22 protein-coding genes are annotated in these 25,008 nt (G+C 58.4%); 2 read left to right on the top strand and 20 right to left on the bottom strand.

Going from position 1 to position 25,008, the window contains the following annotated elements; all coding sequences use genetic code 11:
• Window positions 1-218 precede the first annotated feature (218 nt).
• The 6 genes from NKJ46_RS22485 to NKJ46_RS22460 all read right to left on the bottom strand — a co-directional run bounded on the left by NKJ46_RS22485 (window position 219) and on the right by NKJ46_RS22460 (window position 8,358).
• Window positions 219-980, bottom strand: coding sequence for a LuxR family transcriptional regulator (locus tag NKJ46_RS22485; RefSeq protein ID WP_352667721.1), 762 nt, complete (start codon window positions 978-980; stop codon window positions 219-221).
• A gap of 564 nt (window positions 981-1,544) precedes the next feature.
• Entirely contained in the window at window positions 1,545-4,247 is a 2,703-nt protein-coding gene (locus tag NKJ46_RS22480; RefSeq protein ID WP_352667719.1) for a lyase family protein, read from the bottom strand.
• A complete protein-coding gene (locus NKJ46_RS22475; RefSeq protein WP_352667717.1) occupies window positions 4,234-5,301 on the bottom strand; it encodes a cysteine synthase family protein in 1,068 nt (355 codons plus the stop codon). The genes NKJ46_RS22480 and NKJ46_RS22475 overlap by 14 nt, the downstream gene beginning before the upstream one ends.
• A gap of 11 nt (window positions 5,302-5,312) precedes the next feature.
• Window positions 5,313-6,260: a GHMP family kinase ATP-binding protein gene (locus NKJ46_RS22470; RefSeq protein ID WP_352667715.1), complete on the bottom strand. Its 948-nt coding sequence runs from the start codon at window positions 6,258-6,260 to the stop codon at window positions 5,313-5,315.
• Window positions 6,261-6,949: 689 nt separating this feature from the next.
• Window positions 6,950-7,318 carry an Lrp/AsnC ligand binding domain-containing protein gene (locus NKJ46_RS22465; protein ID WP_352667740.1) on the bottom strand — a complete coding sequence of 123 codons (369 nt, stop codon included), beginning with the start codon at window positions 7,316-7,318 and terminating at the stop codon, window positions 6,950-6,952.
• A gap of 350 nt (window positions 7,319-7,668) precedes the next feature.
• Window positions 7,669-8,358 (bottom strand): OmpW/AlkL family protein, encoded by a 690-nt coding sequence (locus tag NKJ46_RS22460; protein WP_352667713.1) that lies wholly within the window; start codon window positions 8,356-8,358, stop codon window positions 7,669-7,671.
• Between the two features lie 265 nt (window positions 8,359-8,623).
• On the opposite strand from NKJ46_RS22460, the gene NKJ46_RS22455 reads away from it, so the two are divergent.
• Window positions 8,624-8,896 carry a hypothetical protein gene (locus NKJ46_RS22455; protein WP_352667712.1) on the top strand — a complete coding sequence of 91 codons (273 nt, stop codon included), beginning with the start codon at window positions 8,624-8,626 and terminating at the stop codon, window positions 8,894-8,896.
• Between the two features lie 1,022 nt (window positions 8,897-9,918).
• Window positions 9,919-10,578, top strand: a complete 660-nt coding sequence (locus NKJ46_RS22450; protein ID WP_352667710.1) for an SAM-dependent methyltransferase — start codon at window positions 9,919-9,921, stop codon at window positions 10,576-10,578.
• Between the two features lie 1,738 nt (window positions 10,579-12,316).
• On the opposite strand, the gene NKJ46_RS22445 is transcribed toward NKJ46_RS22450, so the two are convergent.
• From NKJ46_RS22445 to nifK, 14 genes are all read right to left on the bottom strand, one after another.
• A complete protein-coding gene (locus NKJ46_RS22445) occupies window positions 12,317-13,189 on the bottom strand; it encodes a 1-aminocyclopropane-1-carboxylate deaminase (protein ID WP_352667708.1) in 873 nt (290 codons plus the stop codon).
• A gap of 326 nt (window positions 13,190-13,515) precedes the next feature.
• Complete coding sequence (locus NKJ46_RS22440) at window positions 13,516-13,836, bottom strand: exopolysaccharide production repressor protein (RefSeq protein ID WP_352667706.1); 321 nt, start codon at window positions 13,834-13,836, stop codon at window positions 13,516-13,518.
• Window positions 13,837-13,863: 27 nt separating this feature from the next.
• Window positions 13,864-14,181, bottom strand: a complete 318-nt coding sequence (gene fdxB, locus NKJ46_RS22435) for a ferredoxin III, nif-specific (protein ID WP_352667704.1) — start codon at window positions 14,179-14,181, stop codon at window positions 13,864-13,866.
• A complete protein-coding gene (locus tag NKJ46_RS22430; RefSeq protein ID WP_352667702.1) occupies window positions 14,178-14,381 on the bottom strand; it encodes a CCE_0567 family metalloprotein in 204 nt (67 codons plus the stop codon). The genes fdxB and NKJ46_RS22430 overlap by 4 nt, the downstream gene beginning before the upstream one ends.
• A gap of 25 nt (window positions 14,382-14,406) precedes the next feature.
• Complete coding sequence (locus NKJ46_RS22425) at window positions 14,407-14,766, bottom strand: DUF269 domain-containing protein (protein WP_352667699.1); 360 nt, start codon at window positions 14,764-14,766, stop codon at window positions 14,407-14,409.
• A 456-nt stretch (window positions 14,767-15,222) separates the two neighbouring features.
• Entirely contained in the window at window positions 15,223-16,371 is a 1,149-nt protein-coding gene (locus tag NKJ46_RS22420; RefSeq protein ID WP_352667697.1) for a TlpA disulfide reductase family protein, read from the bottom strand.
• Window positions 16,372-16,701: 330 nt separating this feature from the next.
• Window positions 16,702-16,965: a FixH family protein gene (locus NKJ46_RS22415; protein WP_352667695.1), complete on the bottom strand. Its 264-nt coding sequence runs from the start codon at window positions 16,963-16,965 to the stop codon at window positions 16,702-16,704.
• A gap of 713 nt (window positions 16,966-17,678) precedes the next feature.
• Window positions 17,679-18,623, bottom strand: a complete 945-nt coding sequence (locus NKJ46_RS22410) for a universal stress protein (protein ID WP_352667694.1) — start codon at window positions 18,621-18,623, stop codon at window positions 17,679-17,681.
• A gap of 107 nt (window positions 18,624-18,730) precedes the next feature.
• Window positions 18,731-19,516: a response regulator transcription factor gene (locus NKJ46_RS22405; protein WP_352667691.1), complete on the bottom strand. Its 786-nt coding sequence runs from the start codon at window positions 19,514-19,516 to the stop codon at window positions 18,731-18,733.
• Window positions 19,517-19,543: 27 nt separating this feature from the next.
• Entirely contained in the window at window positions 19,544-20,023 is a 480-nt protein-coding gene (locus NKJ46_RS22400) for a NifX-associated nitrogen fixation protein (protein ID WP_352667690.1), read from the bottom strand.
• Between the two features lie 17 nt (window positions 20,024-20,040).
• Complete coding sequence (gene nifX, locus NKJ46_RS22395; RefSeq protein WP_352667688.1) at window positions 20,041-20,538, bottom strand: nitrogen fixation protein NifX; 498 nt, start codon at window positions 20,536-20,538, stop codon at window positions 20,041-20,043.
• Window positions 20,504-21,886 carry a nitrogenase iron-molybdenum cofactor biosynthesis protein NifN gene (gene nifN / locus NKJ46_RS22390; protein WP_352667686.1) on the bottom strand — a complete coding sequence of 461 codons (1,383 nt, stop codon included), beginning with the start codon at window positions 21,884-21,886 and terminating at the stop codon, window positions 20,504-20,506. Before nifN ends, nifX begins: the two co-directional genes overlap by 35 nt.
• A gap of 9 nt (window positions 21,887-21,895) precedes the next feature.
• Window positions 21,896-23,386, bottom strand: a complete 1,491-nt coding sequence (gene nifE, locus NKJ46_RS22385; RefSeq protein WP_352667684.1) for a nitrogenase iron-molybdenum cofactor biosynthesis protein NifE — start codon at window positions 23,384-23,386, stop codon at window positions 21,896-21,898.
• A gap of 62 nt (window positions 23,387-23,448) precedes the next feature.
• Window positions 23,449-24,990 (bottom strand): nitrogenase molybdenum-iron protein subunit beta, encoded by a 1,542-nt coding sequence (gene nifK / locus NKJ46_RS22380; protein ID WP_352667682.1) that lies wholly within the window; start codon window positions 24,988-24,990, stop codon window positions 23,449-23,451.
• Between the last annotated feature and the right edge of the window lie 18 nt (window positions 24,991-25,008).

Genomic DNA, 25,008 nt, shown 5'->3' with positions numbered 1-25,008 from the left:
ACATAGGCTTCTGTAGAAGCCGATCCTCGTGGCTGCATCCACCGCTTCGTGTAAAGTCGAACGGCATCATAGCTACCGCTTGCAGCCGAGCTCGCTAAGCTTGCCAGTCGCTCGTGGGCCGCCCTGCAGTGGCTGGCCGCAAGAGCGCGGTCAACCGCATCACCTGGTGAGTGCTTTCAATGACCGCTTGACGCATTTGTACGACAACAAAAGGACGCCTATAGTTCGACGATTCCCAAGTTTATGGCCTTTATAGCCGCGAGCATTCTACTGGACGCATCCAACTTTCGCGTTGCGTTTTTTATATGGAAATTAACGGTATTTACTGATATCCCCAGAATCTTTCCTATTTCCCATGAAGTTTTCCCTCTCGCTGTCCACAGAATACACTCTATTTCTCTTGGCGAAAGAGTAGAGGCTTCCTCGTTGCTACTCGAATTCGCGAATTTCGCGATCTTCAGATGAAAATGGAACGCGGCAAGTTGCAAGTAGGTGATTGTTCTATTTTGGAATTCGCGGTGCCAGGATTGAGCAAAACTTATGATCGCAAAGCTGCCATCAGGGCCATGCAATGGAATGCTAATGCCTGACCTTAAGCCATACGCCGCGGCTTCATCGAAGACGCGCCGTTCGTCTTCAGTCGTGCGTGCGTCATTGTAAACCTCGCTCCATCGAAAGGCTCCTGCCCGCTGTCGACTCGTCTTGATGATGGGGTCTATCTTGTCATAGCCCTTTTCGAAATAGCGCTTCTGCCATTCATCAGGATAATTCAGCATGACCGCCGGATTACGTCGGACCGGCTTCCAACATTTCTGGTCCGATGCAAGAAGGCCATAGGCGGTCCACGGACAATCAAAAATCAGAGCAAAATCAGATAACAGGTCGAACAACTGTTCAGATTGCGCAGCACCATCCGCCTGTTCGATAAATCGGCCGAACTCGACCGTAAACTCCCGCCTGGTTGCCTTCAGGAAATGCACCAACGGCTCCAAGGAAAACCGGTGGGACACTCGGTTGCCAGCACATGAAGTTGAGAGACCGCAGTTATAGTGGGACGTTCCATTGGTCACAGCTCCGGAGCCATTTGCGCTGGATCTTATCACTGGTGCACATGCACAAAACTGCCGGTTGGTAGGCTGCGAGTCTGGGCATGTAACCTTTGTGATGTTTTGACGTCGGCTTGGTTGATCATATTGATCTCTGCACGACGCTCCCTGACGCCTCAAGTGATACATCTCGTTTGCCTTTCACCGTCACGCCGCCCAAACAACCGATGAACTGGCAAGCTTGTCAGATCCTCTCGTTAACATGGCTTCCGGCAAGACGAGTAAGGTTCCTATCGAAGGATATCGGGGAAGGATTTCAATGAGACACAGCCGAAGCTACTGTAATAACTTCGTAGCAAGCCTTGGAAGAAGAAGATCATTCCGCGCGAGCGGTTATCATGGCATAGTGTCATCTCGCGGCTTCGCCGAAGCCGTGCCGCGGAGTCCTGACTGACCGGGGCAGAGCCCCCTCGCCGACGGTATTCATTTATCACTCCTTCAAATGCCTTTGTGCCGCCCGATGAGCTCTTTCACCCTCCGTTTGCGGTACATCTCGGCGCGCGCCCAGCGTTCCCGCATGTCCGCGCATTTCAGCTGCGTGTCCCGAAAGAGCGTTTTTGCTACTGAAGCCTGGACCCTGGTTGATCTTTCAGCGGGTCCGCCTCCAAACCGCAGAGCGTCCCTGCACTCTTCAAGACTTGCAGGCAACACGTCAGCGAGGCGGCTAGCCAACTCGCTTCGGCGCTTTGCGACGCCGCCATCCTGTGACAGGCCTGCCGCGATCTCGCCAACTAGTGTGTGGGCCTTTCTGAACGGCACGCCTCTCGACGCCATCCGTTCTGCAGCGACGGCTGTCATCGGTAAGCCGTCATCCAGATTTTCACGCATTGACCGCACGTGGAAAGACATTAACTTCACGATTAGCGACGTGAGGGTTAGGCCGCGCTTTAGCGCTTCTTCTGCGAGGCTTAGCGAAGCGCAGCCGTAATTGCTTACCTCGATCGAGTTGCTGAAAGGCGCCTTGCAAGCGGCCGTTGCTGCAGAAACGTATGCGCCCATCACGATGCTTGCCGATCCCTTTATGTGTTCAAGCAGAAACGGGTTCTTTTTTTGGGGCAGCATGGAAGAGCCGCCAGCAAGATTGTCAGGAATGTCGATAAACGCGAACTCCCGCGTCGTCCAAACCTGGAGGTCCTGGGCCACACGGCCGAGCAAAATCGAAATACCAGCGAATACTGAAAGTACTTGCAGGTGATGATCGCGGCTTGCGACGGCATCAAGTGAGTTGAACGATGGCAGTTCGAATCCCAGAAGATTTGCGGTCTTCAAAGGATCTATAGGTATGCTGGTGCCTCCGCCGGCACCTGCTCCCATAGGGCAGTTCCGAATGTCGTCCAGCAGCGAGTGAAGCCGCTGGCGCTCGCGCGTTAGAGCGAAGAAGACGCCTAGCAGGTAGTGCCCCGGCGATCCGGGGAGCGCAATCTGATATTGACTATACAACGGCGCCACAAGTCTCGATGCTTCATCCACTCGCTCAAGCAAGGCATTTTGCGCAGTTCCAATCAGTTGAGAGATGGTACACACAGCTTCCCGAAGCACCAGCAGCGAAATGGTGGCGTTCAAGTCGTTGCGGGATCTCGCAAGGTGCAGCCAGCCTGCGTTTTCGGGGCCAGCTCTTGCGGCAAGTTGGGTCTCATAGGCCAGATAGAGCCCACGCCGAGCATCGCGGCCCTCCAAACACTGAAAGCCCTCGTGCTGGAGGGCCAAGATGTGCGTGAGGAGTTCGGCAGCCAGTGCCTGGCTGACCAAGCCCTGGTCCGCGAGCATCACGAGATGTGCTTCGTCTATGGTTGCCTGGTACCGTAGAAGTCGACCGTCACGCGCAATGTCGATTGGCGGGGCGAGCAACTTCATCGCTTCGGGATGCAGGTTCCACTTGCTCTCGCTTGATCCGACGACCTTCTTGGTGTCCGAGTCGCTAGCAGCCGACCCGGTATCGATCACAACAGAATTGATCATCCCGTCCGCTGCAGTGGCTGCGCGATTGAGGTCATCAGCAACTCCTATGGCGTAGGCTACCCGGTCTCTGAAATCACCGTTTATTTGAAGTTCCTCCCCCTCAGATTTCAGGAGACCCACCTCAGCCACCGTCGCGTCTGGACTTTGAGAAAAGCTCAGGTGTTTGAGCTTGCCGGGCTTATCGGCAAGGCGGAAACGAATGGCTCCCGCCCTTGCACTGCTCTGCGGACGCGTGAACGATTCTCCCGCGTAGAGTCTAATCACCAAGTCAAGGATTGACGTTCCCAGAGCGTGGGAGAGCATGACTGGAATCATCCCTCCAGCCAGCCTTGGGTTGACCTCGATGATGACAGGGCCCGACTGCGTTATCACGAACTCCACATGAGCCGGTCCGAAATTCAGGCCCAGAGCCGACACCGCGACTCCGGCAAAGGAGGCCAGTTCCTGGAGAACTGGCTCAGGAAGTGGAGCTGGAAAGTCGTGCCCTACCTCGACGAAGCAAGGAGCCGGGCCCTTGTGCTTTGCAAGAATTCCAAGACAGTGCAGCGCCCCATCGTGGGCGACTATCTCCGCGGAGTATTCTTTCCCCTCCACGTACTGCTGAACCAGGATGTCGGGACTGGTTAGCGCCACTTGACCCACCAATGCGTTCTTTGCGCTCTCAAACGCTTCGGTGGCGGCTGTGGCACCATCGCACAGCCGCACGCCGCTACTACCGCTTCCGGAGACTGGTTTCACGACGACTGGCAGAGCGACCTGCGTGAGGATGTTCTTGACGTCTGTGACGGATGTGGCCAGCCACGTTGGTGGAATCGCGATTGATTGTCGCTGCAATTCGAGTGCTTGCTTCCATTTGTTGCGGCACGTGGCTATAGCCGCAGAATTCGCTGTTGGTAGACCCATCGCGGCCGCGGCAATTGAGGCTGCTTCCACAAAATAATCGGAGGACGAGTATATTCCCTTCAGCCCCCCTATTTTGCTGGCGACGCCGATAAGCTCATCCGCATTGCGCGTCTCAGCTTCGATCACGTGAGCCGCTGGGGAGTCTTTCAGAAACGGGTAGCGCGCTCGATTGTGTACAACGAGATACGCTTCAAAGCCCAAGGCTCCGGCCTGCTTTAACAATAGCTCGCCGGTGCCCGTCGTGTTGCTTTCTACGAAAAGGAAGCTACCTCGGCTCATCGAACTTGCTCCTGGCGTTTAAGACAGCTTCTCGGCTTTTCCGTCCCCAAAGATATCGGTTCCATGGTGGGAGAGCCGTCGACGGATGATTTTCGGTCGCCGGTGCATCCAGCAGATCACCTTCGTTTAGACATCCGTTCTGCTTGAGCCACCCGCGATCGTATACAGCTTCGACGTAGCGGTGCCCTTCATCGGGGCAAATGACGACTATGGTCTCTTCTGGATACTGTCGAGCGCGCCACCGCCCCACGATGTAGCTTGCCCCGGACGTCGGACCGGCGAAGACGGCGTGCCGCTCATGCAGGGTTCGTGTGGCAGCAAATGCGAGCGGAGCAGAGATGAAATGCACCTCATCATACAGTTCATGCTTCACGTTCTTTGGGACAAGGCTGTTCCCCAGCCCCCGCAGTTTGCGTTCGCCATCCTCTTGGCCGAAAATTACGCTATTGAACGTGTCCACTCCGATCAGGCGTGCGCCAGGCGCCGTTTGGCGAAGGCGCTCTATCGTTCCGCAAGTAGAGCCGCCTGACCCTACAGAACCCACCAAAGTTACGCCGGGGTCCAAGGTCTCCGTGATCTGGTCGGCGAACAGCTTATACGCTGCTGGGTTGTCGGGTGTTTCGTACTGCTGGGGCCAGAAACAGAAGTGGCCCAACTGTCTCATCCTGGCGTCTAAGGCGTCAAGACGGCTTCTTTGATAACCACCCTGCTTCGCTTTTTCAGTTATCGTGAAAACTTGTGTCCCCAATGAATTAAGCCTATTTTCTAGACCCTTGTCCATCACTGGGTCTGTGAAAACTTCAAGCTGTAGGCCATATTCCCGGCATACCACTGCTAATCCTAGCGCAAAAGTTCCGCTTGATGTTTCGATAACTTTCATGCCGTGCGTCAGATTTCCCCTCTCCATGGCTTGCTCAATAATGTACTTCGCTGGAAGAAGTTTCATAAACGAAAATAGCGCAATATAAAGGTTTGTCTCACACTTTATGACTCTTGGAAGAACATAGGCATCAGAGTACCTGGAGAATGACTGGCATACTCGGATCGTTTTCATACTACTTCGGGTCACTGGAAGTTAGCCATCGTTAGATATATTTTTGGCGAGTCGTTGAATGCCGATATGTGAGCCAGAACGCACCGAAGCTTCCTCGGAAAGTCAGCTGCCATTCGATCAAGCAAGATTCCACTCATCGTGCCGCTATGCGCGACTATGACCCCAAGAGCGTCAGTAGCCTCGGATGCATTCAGCATTGAATCGAGATGCTTCTTTGGAACCCGCTCCTGATGCAAGAGCGAACTGGTCGTGGCGATGCTGCCTATTGCGGCCGTATCACCCTCCGAAATTGCTGTCCTCGCGCGGTCCATCAATTCGTGATATTTTGCCCTGTAGTTGGCCGAGGTTTCACCTCGCCGTTGATCATAGTCGACGGTTTCCATCGTCCCTCCTTCATCGATGCCCACAATCGCGAGCGGCGGCATTTGCCCAAGGAAGGAGAGAAGGCTACATTCTCGCTGCTGATAGGCGACTACCCCTGGGTACATCACTCCATCAGATGGCTCGATCTCCGCCATTAGTTTCTCGATCAATGACGTGGAGATTCTACGGTTGAAGGAGCGCGCGATTGACCGTGCAGCCGCAACAAGATCCGCGGACGAACTTGCCAATCCTTTGCCTTCGGGGAGTTCCGATTGCAAAAGCAGAATTCCTCCTGAGGCGCCGAGTGCACGCACGAGGTTCTCAGCTAGCCGTTTTGCCTTGAGTTTATGGGACGGATAGACAGTCACCGATCGTGTGTCCGCAATCGGCGTGAAGTGAGCCCTCGCAAAGAGCGCGATCGGCATCGTGACCAGAAAGTGAGAATCCCGGGGAACAGCGCCCACCGGAAGTTGCCCTTGCAGCAACTCGCCGAATGTACCGCAACAAAGAGCGCTGCTGGGGTGAATCCTTGGCTCATGCCGATCATCGGCTATTTTCTGAGCCGGGTCGGCGCCGTCGAACGTCTGGTGGGACATGTATGGCCTCCAAACTTCATTAGCGGCCGCTTCGAGAAGTTCTTTCGTCGACGCGCTCGGCTCTCTTCGTATACGTATGGAGTATATCGACTTTTGGATAGTCATATTAGTTTCTCTTAAAGTGCAATGAGCGTGCTCCTAGATGACACCGGGCCGACGCTCATCGGACCTTACTCGTGGTTCGTTCGTGTTATCCTTCTGAGTACGTGTCGTCTTCGCTGCGTTCGATGAACATAGCATTGGCAGCGCGTGCCGTTCGCAAAACTTCTGTGAAATCACTTTGTAAGACCTGTTGCGCTGTTTATTTGCGGGCCGCGAGGCATGGAGCACCCGGCGAAACGCGTTGGCCGGCGAGAGGACGCCGTTTGATCAATGTGTGATACTGTTTGCCCTTAATCGGGGCCGGCAAACGGTACACCAAGCTCTCAACTTCTGTCGGCGCTGAAGATGGCTGCAGTTCTGAAGATGCCTATCCAACATCTAACGCTCGGAGCTGCCCATCGCCGAAGGAGGCAGATTCTGGGGACGGCCGGTGAAAGGACTCCAGGAGCTGCCCCGGATTACGCCAACCCGTGGTCTGTTGCGTCGGCGAGGTGAAGCGGTCACTTTGCTCATTAGAGGCGATTGGTGATGATTTGGCGGTGTGTGCCTTCTGCATGAGCGATTACATCCGCGCAGTCGAGCGAAAGCTATAGGGTGGACCGTGGCTCAATTTTGGTACGGTCAAGGGCGATCATGCTCTTGAAGCTTCGTACATTCGAATCAGTATTTAGCTTCGTCTTAACAAACGACTTGAACGCTTCGACGTCATCCACAGCCAGAATTAGCACGAAGTCGGCGCTACCGGTGGTCTGGTAGCACTGAGTTACATCCGTGGAGGCTTGCATCATGCGCTTGAATCTTTCGACGAGATCAAGGCACATTCGATCAAGCTCTACTAACACTATGACCGTGATCAATTTGTAAGCGCTCTTTCTATTTGGGAAGAAAAATTGCCTTGGTTCGCTGTCTGACAGTGCTGTCGAACTCCGGACAGCGGCTGATCGGCTGCAGCGCATATTCGCCAGACGTTCTTGAGCCTGCCGACAACAACTGACAGGCATCCGCGTGAGTTCGCCACATTTCCTGAAGGATGACGGCCCAATCCGAACCGCTACAAGGCTTGAGGTGGGCACAAAAGCAGCTAGCCTGGCGTCGCTGATTGCCAGACTCGCTACCAGCCCCCGATGCAGCAACACGACCATTGGCCAGGGAAACGCCGACCAAGGCCTCGAACAGGTCGGGCCGGGACCAGCACTGCAGATCAGTAGCGGCCATATCGCTCGGCCTCGGCTGAGCGATATGGGCCAACGGCATCAGTTCAGTCCTTATCTTTCAACAGGCCTTTTCGCCCGCATACAGCCTTCCATCAGAAGCGGTATGTGACGCCTGCACCAATCAACCAGGGGTCAAGCTTGGCCTTGCCCTTCAGATCGGTGCCAGCCACTTTGACAGTAAAATCTGGTTCGAGGAAAAGCCTCTTGACGTCGAAGTTGAGCCCCCAATGCTGATCCAGCATGTAATCGAAGCCAACCTGCAGCGCGGCGCCAAAGGTGTTCTTCACATGGAGAGCAGCGGCGCTGCCGACACTCTGATTGTAGAAGACGGTGTAGTTCAGGCCGGCTCCAACATAAGGTCGGAAGCGCCCGAAGTGGGTGAAATGATATTGCAGCGTGAGCGTGGGCGGCAGCACCCATACTTTGCCGACATTCCCCAGCGCGCCGATCGCTCCGGTGCCATCGACATTGGCGGAGGTGGTGGCAAGTATGAGTTCGGCAGCGATGTTTTCTGTGAAGAAATAGGAGATGTCGAATTCCGGGGTTATGGTGTCTGAATAGGAGAGATTGGAACCGGCAATCCCGCCGACGTAACCTGAATCGTTGGTCTTCACTCCCAACGCGCGCACGCGGATCTGCCATGGGCTCGACGTCTCAACCGGCCCTTGGTCCTGTGCGATGTAAGGTTGCACAGGGTCTGCTGCCAAGGCCTGCTGGCTTATTCCCATAACGACGATGAGCGCTGTTGCACCCTGTGCCGTAGCCATCCGCAGTTTTGTCATTTGTTCTCTCCTGATAAGTGACACCGGGTAGCTCGGTTCGCGCGCGCAATGATTGGTCATCGCTCGCCCTCCGGACGCTCTGCCAGCAGCGTTGCATTTGTCGTGCCAACGGGAAGAACATTGGGAACGGCACCATTCGCATCCGACGCACTCGTGTCTCGGAGCTGACACTGTCGTGTTTCGAGCTGATACTGTCGTGTTTCTCACAAACGGACTAACCATCGCGAGCACGCGAGAGCTATCCCAGCCCTATTCTGGCAGAAGGATGAGTGCGATACGCGTCGCCGGGTTGCCGGGCGGCGAAATTCTGGCCGTCGACATGGCCGGCCGCCTCACCACAGAGCTTGGAAGACGCTTGGTCACTGCTAAACGGCAGAGACCTGAGCGGTATCGAACCGGTCGTGTGCCACAGCGTGGTGCCCTCATCGTCGAGGTCCTCCTGGAGATGGCTTGGCGGCGCCTCAACGGCCTTCTCATCATCGGCTGCATCTGCTGGAGCACCGGCGTGAGCGATCACGTGCGGCAGGTGCTGAGATAGCGCTCGCGACGGCGCCGCCTTACCGAAGCGAATCCAAAGTGAGCCCGCGCGACTTGACCGGCAGGCAAATCAATGGCCGCGGAACGGAGGCCGATAAAGCCGCGGGCAAGAAGGCTGAACAGGACGTCGCTTGGGAACCGTGTGAGGCAACGTGCCGTACTTTTCGCAGAAAGACGCGACCGCTGTGAAGATATCAAGGCGCGCATGGACTCGGACCAGCCTTGTGAAGATTGCCCAGGAGCTTCAATCCGGAGCACGTGAGGGGAGTTGGCACTATGCGATCCAATTCCTCGTCCAGCATATGCCACGTTGTCGAGGGCGTCCCCGAACTGCGCATCAGCGCGATCGGCACATTGCTGGTCAGTACACACGTCGGGCTTGGCCGCCCGGCGACGCAGGCCTCATGTCATAGCTCGGCGGTAGCGAACGTTGGGCCGCGGAAGCCGAGACATGAGGGCTCCGAATTGCGATGGCTGTGTGGCTCTGCGTGAACTTCCCGAAGTGCTCGCTCGAACGAGACAATACCTCACGAGGGATCGCGAGCTGTTCATTCAAGTCCGTTCAGGCATCCACCGCTCGATGTCTTTTATCCATACAATCCATTGTTCCGATCGATCGTTGTAAATTAGAGATGGCTACAAATATCTGCTGATAAATCGATGGCAAGCGAACGAGCGTACCCCGTGCTTCAGGAAGTGGCCGTAGAAGGTCTGTTCGTGCGCTCTCAGGCGCGATGGATCAGGACGCTCTGCGTGGCGGTACAAGATCTCACTCCTCTTCCTCTCCCCATTGGACAACGCGCTCCGCCTCCGGTTCGCGCTGCCCGACAAAAACCCTGGCCCGCAGGCCATCTTATGGCCATCCCGCATCTTCTTCGCTGCAAAAGACAATCCGGACAACAACTCTCTAACTCCGATACCGTCAGGTTCGGAGTTCTCCGGGAATATAAGGCCATTTCGCATGCCGCATGCCGCCCCAGGTTGCCCGCTAGGGACAGGTACCGCTGACGCAGCTTTCGGCCGATGCGCGCAAAAAATGGCAAGGGCTCATCATTGACACACGACGATCAACTGTTGCGTTTGGAATTACCCGAAAGCAATCCCTGGCAGGTCGAGGCGAGCGCCTTTAAGCGCAAATGCAACAGGCAGTTGTTGCGGCTCGCACTTTGCGCAGGCCCCATAACGCACGGGCTTCAGGTCGGGTGCGGGACCGGGGCTTTCACGAAAGAGCTGGCGCCGCATTGCGAACGGCTCACGGTCATGGACGTCGAGCCGCAAACGCTTTCTCTGACGCGCCTGCGCATGCAGGGTTTCTCGCACATCGATTGGGCGGTCTACGAGGAGCAACGGTGGTCAGGCAACGAGTTGTTCAACCTGATCGTCTTGACCGACCTGCTTTGCCATTTTCCGAGCATAGCCGAACTGCCAACGGCGACCGAAAATCTGGTTGGCATGCTTGCTCCGGACGGTCATCTGATTTTCGGATCGGCGCGCGATTCAATCCGCCGGCACTGGGGCAATTTTGCGGGTGCCGAGAGCGCGATAGCCACGTTGAACCCGAAGCTGTCTCAGCTGCTGCGTGTGCGATGTCAGGGTGATGACTCGAGCGAAGACTACGTGTTCGTGCTCTTCAAAAACGCGGCTCAAGCAGCCGACGGCTTGGCAAACGAAAGACGGGATTGAAGAAATGGCCGCAGCCCGATTTATCAGCGGCATGATCGGCACTTTGGCCGTTTTCGCGATCGCGACGTATTGCCTGACCGGCCCGTTCACCGCCGTGTTTGTGCAAGCTGGTCTGTGCGTTTTGCTATGCAGGTCGCATACTCCTTGGCGGTGGTTTATCTCGTCTGGAAACAGGGCCCTGGGGCGGTAGTCGCACAAGATTCAGACACGCTTTTTGCGACGGCTGGACACAAGCCTAAGCCGGCGTGACAGTCGTGCCTGCGCTGAGCTTCGCGCCGAGGACCAATATGGAGCGAGCCAAGCCCTTGCGACCAGCTTACGAATGACAACGCTGTCGCCGCTCTCGAACCAGAGGATTCGCATTCGATCATGATGTCTGCCGCATCCACTTCGATCTGAGCGAGAGCCCGGTTCGCGTATTCCATGCAGGCATGCCGAGCCAGGTTTTAGACTGAGACGATCGCCCGGTCATGGTGAATTCGTCAGGGGCCAGGCTCGGGACATCGGCTCACTTGGGTTTCTGGGCCCGCTCGGAAGCGGCATTGGCCATGAACCATGATGAAAGCAGGACCAAAGGTGCCGCGAAAAGAGCGCTCGCGCGAAGTGCTCCGCCCCGCTGTAACCCAGAAAGCCGTTTGGTTCGTGAGCTTGTGCCGCAGCGTGGGATGTCCGTTTCCTGCGCGACGGGATCACCATCCCGGACGGATCATTTCGCGTATCCTGGCTTGAGCTGAATGAACGGGGCCAAATTCCATGGCTCCCGCCTCGGCCCATTAAGCCGACAGGAGGCGGCTGACCAATTGGAACGTCTAATAGCGTCGCGGTGATGACGTAGCCCCTGCAGTTCGCAGGCATCGACCTCAAGCACTTCGGTCAGATCCAGAACCTCAATGACGTCCAGGCGGCGTTCGCCGCCCTCACACTTTGCTACGAACGATTGTGGGAGCCCGCGCATGTCCGCGACAGGGGCCGGGTCAGGCCTTCTTGCGCGCTGCAAAACCAGCTCTTTCAGCAGCCGGCGCTGGCGAGGCGATCGAAGCGATCTGACATCAGGGGAACCGGCCAAGGAGGAACCGGCTCACCGACTAATCCCAGTTTCGGATTATCCCATCTTGCGATGTTTTTTGTGAAAAGCGGGCGAGAGATCGCGAGATAAGAGTTGAAACACACTGCGCATCAAGTCTCCGATAACGCTGTTGCTGTCGCGAGCGAGGTCCGCTGGTCTGACGCGCTCACGGTGGATTTCCCACACGGCATTGAGCCGGCGATCCTCAGCCTCGCACCCACGGCGGTTGACCCGGAGAACAGATCGCTTTCACGGACTCAGCGCTCTTCATTGTCTTCACGATCTCATCGGCAAACCCGCCCCGGCCAACGCGGGCGGAATGCGCCGGGCAATCAGGCCCGCCACGGCCGAGTGACTGCCGTCTGGGATCCGCCGGGAATGCAGGATCCAACGCAGTACGGATTTTGGGCGCTGTCCGCCAGCGTCGCCAACTGTGTGAAGTTCGTGGCGATATCTATAGGCGATTGCGCCGACCGCTCCAGATGCATCAGTTCCGCGGCCGGCAACCGTCGCGGCGAGTCCCAGCCGGGTCGTTGCTGACGGGGCCCGTACGGGTCAGCCGTTGCGAAAGGTGTAACCGTAGCCATTGATCGCCGGCGCACCGCCGAGATGCGCGAAAAGAATCCTCGAACCTTCAGCAAAAAAGCCTTTCTGAACGAGGTCGATCATCCCTTACATCGATTTGCCCTCGTAAACGGGATCGGTAATCATGCCCTCGAGCCGCGCGCACAGACGGATAGCATCCTTGGTTTCCGGAGACGGAATGCCATAGTGGGGGTAAGCGTACTCCTCGAGCAAGACCACATCATCCTCGACCAGTTCTATTCCGAGATCGACGAGCTCCGCTGTATGTTGAGCAATAGCCAGCACCTGCGCCTTGGTTTGGGCGGGGGTGGCGGAGGCATCGATGCCGAGCACGTTGCGCTGTCGACCGTCCTTGGCGAAGCCAACGAGCATGCCGGCATGCGTCGAGCCCGTGACCGTGCAAACGACGATGTAGTCAAAGCCAAACCCAAGCTGTTTCTCCTGGGCACCTCCTCCGCGAACCCAACGTACCCAAGCCCCCCATATTTGTGAACTGAGGCCCCGGCCGGTATCGGGTAGGGCCTTGTCGAGCGCCTGTTCCCAACTGCGGCGGATGCCGATATCGAAGCCCCTGTCGACGAGGCGTACTTCTGCTCCCATGGTCCGGCTCAAGAGAATGTTGCCGACCCGGTCGTAGACGGCATCCTCATGGGGTACCCAGCTCTCCTGAACCAAGAGACATTTCATGCCGATCTTGGCAGCGACCGCGGCGACCATGCGCGTATGGTTGGACCGCACGCCGCCGATGGTGACGAGCGTATCAGCATTTGACGCGATCGCGTCGGGGATGATGTATTCGAGCTTGCGGAGCTTGTTTCCGCCGAACGCGAGACCGGAGTTGCAGTCCTCGCGTTTGGCGTAGATTTCCACCTTGCCCCCCAGATGCTTGGAGAGGCGGTCGAGCTTCTCGATGGGCGTGGGTCCAAATGTGAGCGGATAGCGTCCGAACTTTTCGAGCATTTTCTCTCCGGCAACACGCGATGGAGCTGAATGAGCCATTCACGATTCATCTAGAGGCGTCTTTGATTTGACGTCCTCTGCATTTCCGGCGCCAGAAGAGTCCTATTACGATTTCCAGCGGCTCATTCGTCATTGAGAGTAGCAACCGCACACCGGCCTGCGAGAGAACCAATGCGTATGGGATGCAAGAACTGTATCTCCTGGATTAAACTACAATGACCGGATTGCGGTCACCAACTCAAGCACAGTATTCCTTCTAATATCTGCTCAATGTTTGTGGTTGGTCCAAAGTTTGCCAGCTTGAGCACTGACCTTGTCATGGCGCCTCAAGGCAGCAGCAGCGATATGGCCAGCATTTGATCGCGCGGGAGCAAATTTGCGGATTCATTCGTCACCTCATCAAGGTCTGGCTCGGATACAACTTCCTTGCAACTGTCGAAATGCTCAGCCCTTTGGCGAGCTCGGCTAACGCGGCCAGACCGCCAGATCAGAAAGAGCACGCTTGCGAAATACGCCAGCTGAAGGAGCAGCGAACAAGCCAGCGTCGTGACGACTACTGTGCGGATGGAATGAGAAGCGAAATAGACGGTCAGAGCGGTGCTGCAAAGGACCATTCCCAGGACGCGACAGAAGATTCTGAAGGGCAATGCCGTTCTCCTGGATTGTCCACCAGATCATGCAGCGACATTGTCGGCCGCAACATGGGTCTGGCAGTTCTTCGGGCAGACCCGGGCGCAGGCTCCGCAGCCAATGCAGCGGCCGGGATGGTCGACGACCATGATCATGCGATTGAACTCGCCATCGAAATCGTCGTCTTCACCGTCGCAGGCGCCGAGGATTTCACCCGCGTCATCGACGCCGTAAAGATGCATGACCTCGCGAGAGCAGACTTTGAAACAGCGGCCGCAGCCGATGCAGGTCGTGCCATCTATAGCGGTGAGATATTCCGGTACCCATCCGGAGCCGTCGCGGGTGATAAATGTGCTCGTCATCGTAACTTCTTCATTGCAGCGAGCGCTCTCTTGGCACCATCCAACTCGGCAAAAACGGCCGACGTTTCCTGGGCAACTTCCTCTATCTCCGTCCATTTTCCCGGGAGATCCTCTGCAAGGTCGCGCAGTTTCATCTTGGTAACTGCCGCGCGCAGCTGAAGCTTTCGGACTTTCTTCCGCATCTCATCTAGCTTTGACATAGATCCTTCCTCGAAATCTGTTTCTTCACGCCCGTGTCACGTCGGGATAGGCTTCAATGGCTGCAGTCGCATCGTCGACCAGTTTCGTACCGGCCTCCGCGAGCTTCCTGAACGTCTCGAAGCCGAACCGGAGGATGTCTCGACAGAGCGACCAACCGCCCGGCCGTGAAAAGCAATCGTCCGAAGCCCCCATTGGTTTCATCTCCATCATTGGCGATGTCACCGGGCCGGAGCGCTCCTCGATCGCAAGCCCCACGGCGGTGTAGAACATATCGAGCCTCCACAGCACGGCCGGATCGGGATCCCCTATGGTGGGGAGTGCACGACGTTGTTCCTTCGTGACGATGAAGTCGGCCAGCAGCGTGGCGTCCGATTGCCTTCCCATGAGCCGTAGGACTCCTGAGCACGGATCAGCCGCACGAGGCATTTTACGAACGGGGTGGCAAGCGCCGCCTCGTCCTCGTTGACAGCAGGGCTGACCGCGGCTTCAGGCATTTTCATATTCTCCTCATTGCAGTCCTCTTCCTCGATGGACGATTTCTTTTTCGGGGACGCCTACTTCGGCCACAATTGCGCAGCGCCCGGCTCGGGGCGGCCGATTCCACGCAATCGATGTCCCAGTGGCCGACCTTGAACACGCCCTCGACTGCGAGGTCTTCCACCCCGGCCGGAATTCGCGTCGAGCATCGCTTCCGCCGTGATGCGGCCGGAGGTCATCGCAAGATTGGAGCCTCGAACCCGCTGCAAGCGATCCACACTGTGCTGCATGGACCCGACTTGCTGCGGCCGCGCCAGGGAAATGGACGAATTGGCCAGTACACATTCCAACCATCACCCCCTTTTACGGGCGGCGCTTTGACACCTTCGGCAAAAAATTATTTTGCGGTGCCGCGCAGAGAGCGCCGTGACAAACCTTCTCATCCTTGTAGTTGGCCAAGGCCTGTAGCAACTCCGGTAGAAGGTGCTCTTTCAGTTCGTCAGGGATAGGCTCCGGACCGTCCAGCGACTTCAGTGCCAGCTCGACCAACTCGATCGCGCGATTTTTGTTGCCGCTCTGATGATAATACCGAGCGACTGCCGGATAAGACCAAAACTTTGGGCTGTCGCCTTGCGGGGGATTCAGTGCCAGCACGTGTTCGGACAGCTCTTTGCCTATCGCGAAGCGCTCAGGAGACGGAAAGCGCGAATGGTCAAGGTTCGGATGGAAGAGTTGGTCTAGCGCCGCGATCATCCAGTCCTCGGAGTTTCTGTCGATCGCGTCGCGAACCAGTTGGTGCATGAGGGGCAAGCCGGTCCACATGTCGTGCATTTTGTGAAGCACCAGATTCGCATGAGCCAGGCGGAAATTGAGGTTGTCCGGCAACAAAGCAATGCCCTCTTCGATCGCCGAGAGCGCCGTCTTCCAATCCTCTGTCTTCAGCGCCGCCCAAAATCTGTCATTGATCGGCTTCTTCAACGCTTGTTCGCGCACTATGGGTTCGTTTTTGGCGATCCGCTCTGTATCGGCGGATTTCGCTTGATCGCTGGTGCGCCAGCTGCCGTTAAGCACTTTCGGCAAGACCTCATCGAGTTCCGTCGGGTGACCGATAAAGGCGATGTGGCCGTCTCGGTCGACCACGAACGAGGTCGGAATCCCGACAGAAAAGCTGGGTTCCATCCAAAGCTTGTTCATTTCGCCTGTGTAGTCGAACGCGATCCGAAAGTTCAGATTCGAGCACTTTTCGGTCAACCACGCGTCCAACTTGGTTTGGGCCTCGACGGCCGTTGGAGCATCTTCATCGGCCGCGACTCCGACGACCTCAAGTCCGCTGTCCTTGTATTTCTCCTGGAGCTGCACCAGATGGGGCATCGCCGCCACACATGGTCCGCACCAAGTTGCCCAAAATTCGACGATATACACTTTGCCGGGCTGGAAGTTGGTGAGGGGCTCGCCACGCAGCCAGTTCTCCACTTTGATCGAAGGAGCCGGTGACTCCATTTGCAATACCATGTTGCTCTCCAAAGCTATGGCCAAAGGTTGCGCGACTTCAGGCGCGAGCTTGTCTCCCTCTTAGAGAGGGGCACACGGGTTCAAGGAGAGGAGAGCATCGCTCGTCACGCGCGTCTGCGTGCAGCCAGCCTTCCCTCAGTGTTGCCGCATCTCAATTCGCAAAGGCCGTGCCAGCGCGCTCAGCGCGCAGTGACCCCATGATTTCGCGTTCAAAAGCCTCGATCTGCCAAGATGGCCGGGTTGTATTGAACCCGACATGTTTTCTGCCGCTGTCAGTTTTTGGACACGTTTCACCGCTTCGCGCCGGCAGAAAAGCGTGGCCCGGACGACTCAATATGCGTTCGGGCCGAGGGACGAGGCCGTGGGCATCATGGCTGCGTTGGCTACCGCCAGGCTCGTCATCATCGTCCGCTTCACGCCACCGGCTTGAGAATCTTGCCGTTCCGGTCCGGCGGCGTTAGCGGATCTCGCCATTTGCGATTGCAAGGAGCCGCTCCATCCGAGCGCCGCCTGCGCCCTGCCCTCATCCGCCTTGCGATTGAATTCCTGGCTGGTGTCATAGGAGTTCTTCACGACGAAGCCGTCCAGCTGCAACTCGCCAATACCGCATCGTCAGATGACGATGATGATCGTGGCGAAAAGGCCAGGAGGAGTGCCGGCATGTGCCGGTCGGTGCACTCTGCGGGATTCCTGCTTTGTGCCGATATTTTCTGTGTTCCCTGTGCTGAGGCGCTACAGGGACCGCCCTGGTGCGAATGTGAGCGTTGTCGGAATTGACCAGCCCCAAAGACCGCTCGGTCGCCACGCGGGCCGGGCCGGACAGAATGAAAACACTGAAGACGCGGCCGTCCTCGCTGCTAACCCGGCTACCATCCCAGGCGATGACAACTTGATTGATGCCATCAATTCCCGCCGACTCCGGCAAGAGCCCGACCGTCCCGACTCGAAGTTGAGGGCCTCGGCCACGGCATGGTCATCGCGTTGTTCAGCTCCCGGCCAAGTTGAGGAGATCGGGATAGCGCCCATGCGATGCCGCTACGGGTCCGAACTCGGCCTGCCGCGCGGAAACGACTCTCTTTCTTGACCTGACGCCGACCTGCGAAGCCCTGGTTTTGACTGCATTGAGGAGTGCCAATACCTCTGTCCAGCCGTTGGTCTCCGCACTCGGATTAACTCAAGCGAGCAGCCCCGCGAACGCGCGCTATCAAACAGACGTCCGGGATGTTCTCGGCGACGGCGCGTGCAGATTGGCTCCGAAGAACTTCGCGAATCTTGCGCGTTTGCCGCGACCTTTCTCCGCCTTGGCATCAGGATAGTGACCAAGGGAGTAGAGTTTCGAACAGCATCGGTGCTGCTTCGGAACCCCTCAGCGAGCCAAAACAGGCAATGGCGGCTTCCCCCACCATCCATCTTGTGACGCCAGCGAAGAGCCGCTCGCGCTGCCGTCGGCTGCCATAAGCGCCCATGACTATCATGTTGGCAGACGTATCGATTGCGTGCTGCGCGAGCACAGTGGCCACCGGTTTGCCGGCGCTCGCCAGCCGGTCAACCGACACCCGAGCACCGTGCCGAGTGAGATAGGCAGCGATGTCGGCTCCCGGCTCGGCGCCGTTTCCGGTGCAGGTCGCCTCCGGATCGACTAATATGACACGAACTTCCTCAGCACCGGATAGCATATCCAGCGCTTCCCGAACCGCACGGGACGCCTCGACGCGCGAATCCCATCCGACCAGCACGCGCCGTGGCGACAGAGTCGCCTCAGCGCCCTTCGGTACGACAAGCACCGGCTTTCCCGTATCGAACAAGCTGCCGTTGATAACAAGAGGTCCGAGACTAGTGTCGTTGAGAAGTGCGGGGCCGATGATTGTCAGGTCGGTGCAGAGCGCCCGCTGTCGCACCGCATCACCGACGCTGGCCTGATCGCAGTAGTCTGTATCGACGTCATAGCAAAGCCGCATGGCCCTCAGCTGTTTCTGAATTTCCCTGGATGCTGTTTCCAGTCTGGCCATGTCCTGTGAAAATCTCTCGATTTGCCTATACCGTTTTCCAGTGCGGCAATTGCGTGTGCGCGTTGTCCAGGCCACTCGGGAATGCCATCGCCCAGCGGCGGAGGCGACACAGCGAAGCGGCGGAGGCGACATCACCAGTACGGAAAGATATGCGCCGACTTCGGCACACAAGCTGGCAGCTGTTCTGACATCCTGATCGGAGTGGTCAGCTCCCGTCACACTGAGTACGCTTCTGAAAGCCATTTGACTGCTTCTTTCTGAATATGTCGTACCTGTAGGCGCGTTTCGAAGCCGCAAGATTTGCCCTCAGCACGACGGAGATGGGGGGTGGCACTACATCCGTTCGCTATTCAGCCGTCCGGCCACTCGAGCGAGTAGCCGGCCGACCTGACGGTACGAATGACGCTGGAGGGGGAGGCCGCCTTGAGCGCCCTTCTGAGCCGGCTGATATGGACATCAACGGTGCGTACACCGACATGGATATTGGCCGGCCAGGCCGCGCTGATCAGCTCGTCTCTGGTGAAGACCTTGCCGGGACTCTCAAGCAAAAGCCGCAGCAGGTTGAACTCGATCGGCCCAAGGTGGACTTCGTGGCCATTACCCCGAACCCGGTGGGCATCGAGCCTTATCTCAAGATCGCCACAGGAGATCCAGCCGCCGTTTTCAATCCCGTTTGAACCCGGCTTCGGCAGCGCCAGCTTCGTCCGTAGACAGTCGAGCAGCTTGGCCGGCGCGAAGGGCCGCACAAAGCTCTCGTCAATACCAGCCTTCAAGAGATCGAGGTGCTGGTTCTCGGCACCGGGCGCGATCAGCGCAATTACGGGCAGTCCGCCGGTCCGGGGCTCCCCCTTGAACCGGGCGCAGATTGTGGAGCCTGTCGCGCTTGTCGGCTGGCAGTCCAGCACCACGGCCTTCGGCTCCCGTTCACTGGCCAATGCAAGCGCCTCCTCCACGCCGCCGGCCAGTTGAATCGTGAAGCCGTCCACCTCCAGAATGTGGCTGTGGACCAGATAGAACTCCGGATCCTGCGAACAGATCAGGACCAGTGGCTTCATCAGCGCTACCCCAAGAACCACATCGGCCTCGACAGCCTCGATTGAGAGGGCTGGCCATCGCATGTCCTCAAGGCCTGACATGATCCCCTTGATCGAAAATCGGTTCCATCACGCCCGCGCCACCTCGGGATGAGCCTCAATGGCTGCGGTGGCATCGCCGGCCAGTTTGGTACCGGCCGCGGCTAGTTTCCAGAACGTCTCGAAGCCGAACCGGTGGACGTCGCGCAGGGTCTTCGACAGAACGACCAACCGTCCGGCCGTGAGAAGCACGCGCCCGAAGCCCTCATGGCTCATCTCCATCATCGGCGATGCCATCAGGCCGGAGCGCTCCTCAATCGCAAGCCCGACGGCGGTGTAAAACATCTCGAGCCGCCACAGCACGTCCGGATCGGGATCGCCGATGATCGGGATCGCACGTCGGTGTTCCTTGGTGATGATGAAGTCGCCCAGCAGCTCGGCGTCCGATTTGGCTTCCCAAGACCCGTGGGGATCATGAGCCCGGACCAGCCGCACGAGGCATTTGACGAACGGGGTGGTAAGGGCCGCCTCGTCTTCGGCGACAGCAGGGCTAACCACGACGTCAGACATTTCGCCCACTCCTCATTTCAGTCCTCGTCCTCGAAAGACGGTTTGTGTTCGGCGACACCTGCCTGCGCCAGCACCTTGCGGAGCCAAGGGGGAGGACACGTCCTGAGCATCATCTGCGTGCGCAACAGCACCTCTTGGATGGTTTGGGGCTGCGGCACTTTGATCGGATGAATTTTTGCCGAAACAACCTTGGCTGCCGAAGGCCCCCCGATAGCCAGACAAAACAGGAGATGACATCCCTTGAGCGCCTCCACCTTCGGGGTGATGCGGTCATCGCCCTCAGCTCGGTGCTTCCCACTCTCGTCGGAAACGTCATCGAAGGCCACGGCCTCGACGAGCTTCCACTCCTCGCGCATCACGTCGTAGACAGCAAAGCGCCTGGCCGAACCGAAATGGGCGTTGAGGTTCTTCATGTCCTGCGTGGCGATCGCCACGCGCAATGCGCCGGCTTGGCGTTCCGGCGTCGGTGCGTGTATCTCGTCAGTGACGAGCGAGAGGCGACGAACGGAGCTCATCTGGCATTTCTCGCTTACGGAGTGGATCAAGCGCCTCGGGCGTCGGCGCGTGCCGGTTGGCTTCAAAAATGTTGGCGACCTCGAAGATCAGGTCGCGGGTCCCCTGGTAGAGGATTGTGAGCTTGTGCTGGCTGCCGAGGCGGTCGAAGATCGGGAAGCCGACCCGCATGAGCGGAATGCCGAGGCGCTGCGCCGCCTGGCGGCCATGGGAATGGGTGACGAGAAGATCAGCGCCGGCGCCAAGAGCTTCCAAATCGCCGAGATCGCCGATCTGAACCGACTGCGCCGGTACTTCCTCCAAAATTTTCGACATGTCGGTCGTGGTGACCGCCGCCGCGATTTCGGAGCCCATGCCGATGAAGAAGCTCGCGAGTTGATAGAGTTGGTCTGGTTCAGCAGCGATCGCAATTTTCTTGCCTCCAAAGTGGAAATGTCCGTCGAGCAACGCGTCCTGCAACTGCGCCCGGCGACGGCGCACCCCAGCCGGCGCCGCCGCGCCCGAAACCGCGCACAGCAGCGAGACGAACCGGTCTGCGTCCTTCAATCCAGTCAGCGACCGGAACAGCACGTAAGGCACGCCGGTCAACCTCTGCAGCAGGTCGGCCGGTCGGCGCATATGCTCACCGATGACGATGCATTGCTCGGCCGTGCCAAGCTCGCGGATATCCTCGACGCTGGTGCCGCCATAGGTGGTCGTGACCCAGCAGTCGGGCACCGTACCGTCGAGCGAGCCGGAGACGTCCGGCAGAATCACGAGCTTCAGTCCAAAGCTTTCAACCATCTCACGTAAATGCTCGATATCAGCCACAGTGAGGTTCCAGCCAGGCAGGATCACGATCTTCTTCGACTGCCGCGCCTGCTCGCCGGGCCGTGTAATCCTTTCGATCATCGCGGTGACAGCCTTGGCCCAGCCCTCTTCGATCGCGCCGTCGAAATCCGGTGTGTTGGCTAGCACCACCTCCGTACCCGCGAGTTCTTGCCTGCGCTTCAGCCTGATATTGGCGATATCTCCTGCGCAGTCTTCGCCCCGGGTTTCCACCAGCGCCGTCGTGCAGACCCCGATCAGCGTTGGCTTTGTGCGGGCCTCGAGGTTGAGTATCGCCTCTTCCAGATGGTCTGCCCCCCCGAGGATCGTCGCCACCTCATCCATCGCCGTTGTCTGCAAGGGGATGGCTTCCTTGAAATGCCGCACGAAGAGCACGAGCGCGAAGCTGGTGCACCCCTGGCTGCCGTGGAACAACGGCATCGCGCCGTCGACGCCAAGAAAGGCCAAGGCGGCACCCAGCGGCTGCGATGATTTCAGCGGATTGACCGCCGCCGCTTTGGTCTGGGGAAGGATGCGGACCATCGGCTTTCCTCAACACTCCCCGAAATCGTCGGCCGTCGTGCCGGCGAATTCCTGGACAGCATGCAAGGTCGCGGTCTCGCTCTTTGTGCGCGGCAGTTCCTCCCTCACCGCAGGCTGGCAATCCCATGGTGCCGGCTCCCGCACCTGCCACCAGATCGGGTTATGAATGGCGAGGTCAATCTGGCGTACGAGTTCCACCATGCCGTCATAGCCGGCGTAAGGATGTTGGCGCTCCTGGTTGATATCGAGCCAGGGTGTCTTGGCCTTCAGCGCGATGAACTGTGTGCGCCCGCCCGACAGCATGATATCGGCCTTGTGTTCTGAGAGCATGGCGTAAAGCTCGCGCGGCGCCATCTGCTCGAACATGTGGTTGTCGTCCTTGAGGACCTGCTTGATGCGCTCCTTGTCTTCGACGGTCGACTTCTTGACAGAGGTGCCGACGATCTCGATGCCGATCTCCATCAGCGCATGGACGACCGACCAGGACTTCACACCGCCGGTGTTGAGCAGCACGCGCTTGCCTTCGAGCCTCGGCCGGTAGGCCGCGAGCTTCTTCCAAGCGATCGCCTCCTCCTCTGCAATCAATGCCTCGGTGCGGCCGAGGATCTCCGGATCGGCACCCTTCTTCACGAGCAGCTGAGAGATCTGTCGGAGCGCTTCCGAGGTGTCGGTGATGCCGTAGAAGGAGCCCTCGAAAAACGGGATGTCCCAGCGCTGCTCCATCTTGCGGGCCAGATTGATGAGCGCGGTCGAGCACACGATCATAGCCGCCCGAGCGCGGTGCGCGCAGGCAATGTCGAAGTAACGCGCGTCACCCGGAATGCAGGCGCGCACCCGGATGCCGAGCCGATCCAGCAGCGGCTTCACCAGCCAAAATTCGCCCGAGAGGTTGAATTCGCCAAGAATGTTGATGTCGTAAGGGCCGGCATCGTCTGGCTCGACCGTGCCGATGACATGCTCGAGCAACGCCTCGCCGGCAAGCTTGTTGCCCAGATTCTTGGAGCCGACGAAGCCCGGCGCATTGACCGGCACCACCGGTAGGCCGAACTTTTCCGCCGCGCGCTTGCAGACGGCTTCGATGTCGTCGCCGATCAGCGCCGTCACGCAGGTCGGATAGACGAAGATAGCCGGCGGCCCATACGCCTCCTTGATCTCGCGGATCGCTTTGAGGAGCTTCCGCTCGCCCTGCCCCATCACAACATCGAGTTCGGTGAGGTCGGTCGTGAAGCTTGTTCGCCACAGCGTTGGCCCGGACGAAGCCGTACCGCGGTTGTCCCAGGAATTGCCCTCGCAGGCGAGCGGCGCATGGATCAAATGCGCTACGTCGGTGATCGGCTGCAGCACGATCTTGGCGCCATCGAAGGCACAGCCGCCGGCAGCCGCCCCGGGGGTCAGTGGCTTCGAACAGCCCTTTTTGCGCGCCTTGGCATCCTTGCCGCGGTTCTTCTCGCAGGCAGGCTCGTTGAAGACATCCTGGATTTTGGCTCTGAGCAAGGACATTGCGTCGGTCTCCAAAGTCCCTCGGGAAGACGACCGGCCTCACGATGAGCCGGCCGGCACCCTTAGCGGGTGAGGTCATACGAATAGTCCGTCACGCCCGTCTCGCTTGTCTCGCGATCGAGCTTGTCGAAGATCTTGTCGAGGATCGTCGTCAGGACGCGCAACCCGCCTTGGTAGCCCATGAGCGCAAAGCGATGGTGATGGTGGCGGTCGAAGATCGGAAACGTCAGCCGGATCAGCGGCGTGCCGGTGTCGCGCTCCAGATACTTGCCATAGGAGTTGCCGATCAGCAGGTCCACCGGCTCGGTGAAGAGCAGCGAGCGCATCGCCCAGAGGTCCTTGCCCGCCCAGACTTGAGCATCCTTGCCGAAGGGCGATGATGCAAGCAGTTCCTTCAACTCCGCTTCCCATGCCGAGGTGCCGTTGGTGGCGAGGCAATGGGTCGGCTCGCCGCCCGTCTCCATGATGAAGCGGGCCATGCCGTAGACAAAGTCCGGATCGCCGTAGATGGCGTATTTCTTCCCGTGCAGCCAGGATTGGCTGTCCGCCATGGCGTCAACAAGTCGGCCGCGCTCCAGGCGGATTGCCTCGGGGATTTGCTTGCCGGAAATCGCGGAGACCTCCATCAGGAAGTCGTCGGTCGCCTGGACTCCGAGCGGGTAATGGAACGAGGCCGTCGCCTGCCCTACCCCCTCGCAGAACTCCAGTGTTTTTCGGGTGTTGTAATGCTGTAGCGAAAGTGTCGCCTCGGCGTTGAGTGCCTTCCTCACGTCTTCGATCTTCGTGCCGCCGTCGTACATGCGGTATTCGCCGTCCGACGGCGTGTCGAACTGGTCAGAGGCGTCTTGGATGAAGGTATAGGACACCCCTATCAGATCGAGCAGGCGCTTGAGCTCCCGGTTGTTGCCAACGCAAAAGCCGTCGAAACCCGGAATGATGTTGATGGTTGCCTCGGCTTCCGTTCGCTCCTCGCCTTTCCAGAAATGCTCCAAAATGCCCTTGACCGTTACGTCATAGCCGTCGACATGGCTGCCGACGAAGGCCGGAGTATGGGCGAAGGGCACGTCGAAGTCGCGCGGGACCGAGCCTTCGTCCTTGGCGTTCTCGATGAAGCTGTGCAGGTCGTCGCCAATGACCTCCGCCATACAAGTGGTCGAGACGGCGATCATCTTCGGGTCGTAGAGTTGGTACGTGTTGGCGAGCCCGTCGACCATGTTCTTCAGACCACCGAACACTGCCGCGTCCTCGGTCATCGAGGAGGAAACTGCCGAAGCAGGCTCCTTGAAATGGCGCGACAGGTGCGAGCGGTAATAGGCCACGCAGCCCTGGCTGCCGTGGACGAAGGACATGGTTCGCTCAAAGCCTGCGGCCGCGAACACCGCGCCGAGCGGCTGGCAGGCCTTGGCGGGGTTCACGACAAGCGCTTCGCGACCGAGGTTCTTTTCGCGGTATTCCCACGTCTTGGTGAATTCGCGTTGGTCGGTAACGATCTGGTCCGGGTGAGGACATTCGAAATTCAGCCTCTTCTCGGCGAGCATCTGCCTGTATTCCGGCTCGCGGAACAGGGGCGCGTGGTCGAGAACTTTTTCAGCCGACTGCGGCATCGGTGGTTACCTCTTCTC

This window comes from Mesorhizobium sp. M0166, from assembly GCF_040322255.1.
Taxonomy (GTDB): domain Bacteria; phylum Pseudomonadota; class Alphaproteobacteria; order Rhizobiales; family Rhizobiaceae; genus Mesorhizobium.
Note: the sequence above shows the minus strand (reverse complement) of the source record. Positions and strands in the feature narration are given on the sequence as shown.